This window comes from Salinarimonas rosea DSM 21201 (assembly GCF_000429045.1).
GTDB lineage: Bacteria > Pseudomonadota > Alphaproteobacteria > Rhizobiales > Beijerinckiaceae > Salinarimonas > Salinarimonas rosea.
Genome location: NZ_AUBC01000049.1, coordinates 1 through 5,463 on the forward strand (window position 1 = coordinate 1; position 5,463 = coordinate 5,463).

Here is a 5,463-nt window from a genome sequence, read left to right on the forward strand (position 1 = left end):
CGCCCTTGCCCTCGATCTCCTCCACGATCTGAAGGAGGTGGAGCGGGCTGCGGGCGAGACGGTCGAGGGCGTAGACGACGAGGCGGTCGCCTTCGCGCAGGAGATCGAGGACGCGGCGCAGTTCGGCGCGGTCGCGCTTCACGCCGGAAGCCTTCTCGCGATAGACATCTCGATCATCGACGCCCGCCTTCGCGAGTGCATCCATCTGGATCGCCCAATCGCCTTGGCTCGTACTCACACGCGAGTAGCCGTAGCTCCGCCCCATCGTCCAACATCTCCCGTGCAGACCCTCCTCGATTTTGCACGGACTTTCTGCACGTCAAACGCTTTGAGCCCCCGTGGTGAACGCCGCCGTCCAGAATGCCAAGAGATGTTGGATCGACTCAACCAATCGCCCGGTCGATCAGGTCGAACCCACGATTGGTGGGCATACAGAAGAGGCATTTCCCACCGCTGGCCTCGGCCCAAACCGCACCAATCTGCCGCTTGACGGCTTCTGCCTCGTAAAGATGCCCGCCTTTGTATTCGACAACAAGAATACGCCCGTCGGTAAGCATCGCTACAAAGTCCGGGTAAAACTTGTTGTGAGGAAGTTGGAGCCAGAAAGACGACTTCTTCCGGTCGATATTCCGAATCCAGTAACGGACTTTTTCATGCCTGTCGAGGTAGAGTGCACAATCAAACTCTTCCCCGCTGGGCGCAAGATCACCGACGATGGGAGTATAATGCTTGGCGAAGGGCCTGCCCTGAAAGGGCTGGTTCGGAGCGTAATTTTGTTCGTCAAAAATTATGGATAGATCGGCGCTGACGGCGAAGTCTGCGGCATTCGCTGCGAAAAGCGCATTGTACTGCCCGACCTCTCGCTCCCCCCGAAGGTCGTTGATCAGGGTGCCGATGGCCTTCCGCAGGTCATACTTGTTCCGGGCGAGAATCGGGATGTCGTGGCCTGCGGCGATCAGGGCTTCGATTGCCTTCGTGATGAATACCACGGCGCTTGGCTTCGTGATGTCGGGATGGACGATGCCCGAGTCAATCCAGTTGGCAAGGCGCGGCAGATTCCATGCCGGTTCTTGAATGACCCCGGCGAGGTCGCCCTGAACCTTCTTGGGGAAGCCAATCTCAACGGCCCCATTTGCACCGACATCAATCTCGCCGGTGCGAGCCGTGTCGGGAAGCCGGAACCGCTGAACGATAGCGGCGGGGTCGCACTGGTCGAGCCGCCACGGCAGGTCAAGGAAATGCTCCTGCGAGAATAGTTGCAGTTCGCCCTGCTTGCGGAAGCCAAGCAGCGGAACGACGAAGGGCGGCCTGCCGTCCTCGTCTGCGGCGGCGATCTGGAACTGGTTCGACTTCGCATAGAGCCGGTCGATGGTCTTTCCAACCTTTGGTACGGCTGCGAAGGCCAAGTGGATGAGGTTGCGGCTGTCCCGCGTCATCGGCCCCTTGTAGGTCAACGTCCGTGTCTCGCTGTCGAAAGACAGGCGCGTCTTAACCGATGGCGGCAGCCGATCAATCACTGCCTCGATTTCCTCGGGGGCCGCGACCTCTTCCGGCAACGGGTCGGATTGGTAGGGCGCTTGTGGTTCGGCAAGGGCAAAGTTGTGTTGAGGAGCGATGATCTGCGCCGCCTCCATCGGGTTGAAGCCCGCGCCCTCCACCAGCCCGTCGCGCAACTGCTGTGCGGTCGTATCGAAACTGCGGGACACGATGAAGGCATATGACTGGTTCAGGGCATCGCGCCGCTTGCGCTTAGCTTTGGGCATCCGCAATACGCGGCCAAGAATTTGCTCAACCGCCGTGGGCGAAACATGATCGGCCACCGAACAGAGGATGTAAGCGAAGGGGCAATCCCATCCTTCCTTCAACTTGGAAACGGTAATGACATAGCGAACGGGACACTTGTTGCTGCGGATGTCGGAAATGTCATCAAGGTCTTTGCGCGGCCCGGTATGAACTGCGATCTGCTCCTTTGGAATGCGATGGTCGTCGCGCAAATGGGCTTCGATCTTCTCCCATGTGATGCGCGTCGGGTCGTCTCTTGACGCGCTTTGCGCCTGAAACAGTACGATGGGGCGGATATACTCGCCAGTCTCGGCCTGCTCGGCCTTCGCGGCCTTCTCCAGCGCCTTCTGGCAATCCAGCGCTCCACCGATGGTTTTGATCCAGTCCGCGTCCGTGGTCAGGCGGATTGGCATCTTGATCATCTGCTCGGCCTTCAACTCGGCGGCAGAGACGGAGTACAGGATGTTCGAGGCGTACTTGTCCCGCTCCGGCTTGTGTTCGGTCTGCGGCGTGGCGGTAAGTTCAAGGATGAGCGACGGATTGAACCGCGCCAAGGTGCGGAACGATAGGTCCGTGCGGCTGTTGTGGGCTTCGTCAACGATGACCATGGGGCGGTGGAGTTTCAGGAGGTTCGCCAGCGAATATACCGGGCGCAAGCCGCCTTCGATTTTGTCGAGTGGCGTGATTTGCTCCTCGGTCAAATTGGCGAAGTGATCCATCAACACCCCTGCATCCTCAAAGACCTTAAGGCCCTCGGGGTTCTCCTTGCCGCCGTCATCCTCGCGGCGGAAGGACTGGATGGTAGACACGATGACCACGGCCCCACCCGTCGCGTCGGCCTTGGACATGGCCAGCGCCTCGGCCTTGGTCATTACCTCGAAGTCGCGCTTGAAGGATTGGAGCAAGGCCGCACGGTAGTGGTGGCCCTCGTCCTTCAAGGCTGCGACGGTCTGGTCGAGGATTGCCGTGGAAGGCACGAGCCACAACACCATGGGATTAGTGGCTTGAAGGTAGTCGCGAGACGCAATACCGATGGAATGCGCGGCCATGAGGGTCTTGCCGCCCCCGGTCGGGACGCGAAGACAGACGAAGGGGGTCCCCATCTCAACTGCCGGGGCCTGCCGGTAGGGGAACTTGGTGGCCTTGTAGAAGGCCGCATCCGCCCCCTCGTCCACGGCAGAGCGGAGGAAATCGCTGAACCGGCCAAGGGCAAGGCGCTGATATTCTTTCAGTTCAATGTTGATGGCCGCCATATCAGAGCCCTGCGATCTGGTACGGAATCTGCTTGAACACTATACCCTCGGCGTTCAGCCGGTCATGGGATATAGTTGTACCCTCGGCATACACGACTCGGGTGCCTTCGAAACCTGCGGGCGGGGGTGGCAAAGACACCAACGCGTTGGGTGTCAGCACATTGCCAAGAGCCTCTCGCGGCATCCCCTCCTGCCCCTGCGCGTACAGCAGATAGACGGTCTTGTCGCCATGTTTGCCTAGCAAGGCATTGCCGTTCTGTGCCTTGCTTGGGATAGGTGCACCGGTCTCGGCAAAGAACACATGAGCGGCCAAATCAGGAAACGACACTTCCCCGTCAATGTCGCCAAACTCGTTGAAGAGCGGGACGCCGAGGCGGCAGTATCGAAACCCGCCGCCAAGTGGCTCCACCGGATTAGCGGGACTACCCTTCTTGTTATAACCAGATGAAACCCGCCGAAGCCGTTCAGCCGTTATCTGTGTGGCGATCTCGGGGTCCATTTCAATGAGTATGAAGCGTCGGTTTTGCCCATCGACTTTGTTGAGGTCCATCACGGCATGACCTGTCGATCCTGACCCGGCGAACGAGTCGAGGATTATGTCGTCGCCAGAGGTTACAAAGCTGAGCAGATCAGACATCAACTCTATGGGCTTCGGCGGGGTTGAGAACGGTCGCTTGCTCTCGAATAGGATATCCTTTATTTCGTTAGACCCTCTCCTTCCATCCAGTTCGTACACACTGGAAAGCTTGCTTTTCCATTCGTCTATGTAGACCTTCAACTCTACGATCTTATTCTCGTCTTCCCCAAAGATAAACCTACCCTCGCTGAGAAGTCGGTCCTTTGTTTCCTCTGGGAACCGATAGCCCATCAAAGGCTTCTTTGTCGGCTTCTTAGTTAGAGGATGAGGAATATCGTAGAAGTATCCATCTTTACCGGGGTTGTGTACAGATCGACTCCCCGTAAACACACCCTTCGTATCGATCTCGTCGTACTCTTGAAATGGCCACAGATACGGCTTCTGATCCTTGAACCATTTCCGGTATTCGATCTGTCTAACTTCATCGAATTCCGGGCCGGGAAACTCTTCGAATAGCTCTTCGGCCTTTTTCTGTATCATTTCCCGAATGGGTGAAGCCGGACTTTTCCAGTGCGGGTCAACCTCTTCCTTTCGCTTAGCGAAGCAAACGACGTATTCGTGCTCGACAACTATTCTGCTTGGGTTGTTGTCGGTCGTATTCTTCCAGCAAATAGTGCCCAGCCAATTAGATTTTCCAAAAATTTCGTACATAACGCCTGTAAGGTGCGTAAGTTCATTGTCATCGATGCTGACAAATATAACACCGTCTTGCCTAAGGAACTCGCGCAGCAGGCGAAGACGTGGGTACATCATGCACAGCCATTTATCATGGCGCGAGAGGTCTTCAGCCTCTTTGCCCACGACCTTTCCGAGCCACTGGCGAATTTCCGGGGAATTAACATTGTCGTTGTAGACCCAGCCCTCGTTTCCAGTATTGTAAGGAGGGTCAATGAAAATGCACTTCACCTTTCCCGCATAGTATGGGAGCAATGCCTTGAGTGCTTCTAGATTATCGCCCTCAACCAGCAGATTACCAATGTCCGTGTTGCCTGCCGATAACCTTTGATCACAGTGGATCAGGCGGTAAGGCACCTGTTTATGATGATGTTCGACCGCTTCTTTTCCGATCCAATTCAACGACGGCATAGAAGCCTCCCGACGACAACGTTCGACGCAGAGCCGCAGCCGCGACGCAAACAAGTGAGTTCCATTGCACGGACGTAGAGCCAGCGCAAACCAAAAATGCAAGCAAGGGTCGATTTCCACAAGGATTAGGCACAACGCGCGTGTGCTTAGTTCTATCCGGTCTCGGTTGGCTGGTGTCGGGTTCGAACCGCAGCCAACACCGCCTTCGGCTGTTCCACGAGGATAGCTGGCGCTTCAACGGCAGGCGGACGCCTGTGTGAGCATGCGCCAGCGAATCGCTCAAGCGCTGCCGGTGGGAATGGCGATGGCGACCATCAGTCGAGTCGATCCAACATCTCTTGGCATTCTGGACGGCGGCGTTCACCACGGGGGCTCAAAGCGTTTGACGTGCAGAAAGTCCGTGCAAAATCGAGGAGGGTCTGCACGGGAGATGTTGGACGATGGGGCGGAGCTACGGCTACTCGCGTGTGAGTACGAGCCAAGGCGATTGGGCGATCCAGATGGACGCACTCGCGAAGGCGGGCGTCGATGATCGAGATGTCTATCGCGAGAAGGCTTCCGGCGTGAAGCGCGACCGCGCCGAACTGCGCCGCGTCCTCGATCTCCTGCGCGAAGGCGACCGCCTCGTCGTCTACGCCCTCGACCGTCTCGCCCGCAGCCCGCTCCACCTCCTTCAGATCGTGGAGGAGATCGAGGGCAAGGGCG

4 protein-coding genes are annotated in these 5,463 nt (G+C 57.5%); 1 reads left to right on the forward strand and 3 read right to left on the reverse strand.

All coding sequences use genetic code 11. The features are described from left to right. The 3 genes from G407_RS0121170 to G407_RS31380 form a co-directional block, all read right to left on the reverse strand. A partial coding sequence (locus G407_RS0121170) for a recombinase family protein (protein ID WP_029032418.1) occupies nucleotides 1–265 on the reverse strand: 265 nt, incomplete at its 3' end. Between the two features lie 118 nt (nucleotides 266–383). Next, nucleotides 384–3,035 carry a DEAD/DEAH box helicase gene (locus G407_RS0121175; RefSeq protein WP_029032419.1) on the reverse strand — a complete coding sequence of 884 codons (2,652 nt, stop codon included), beginning with the start codon at nucleotides 3,033–3,035 and terminating at the stop codon, nucleotides 384–386. Nucleotide 3,036: 1 nt separating this feature from the next. After that, entirely contained in the window at nucleotides 3,037–4,758 is a 1,722-nt protein-coding gene (locus G407_RS31380) for a site-specific DNA-methyltransferase (protein WP_084327703.1), read from the reverse strand. A 500-nt stretch (nucleotides 4,759–5,258) separates the two neighbouring features. Here G407_RS31380 and G407_RS0121180 point away from each other — a divergent pair. Further along, nucleotides 5,259–5,463, forward strand: a 205-nt coding sequence (locus G407_RS0121180) for a recombinase family protein (RefSeq protein ID WP_245259147.1), incomplete at its 3' end; no start/stop codon positions are given.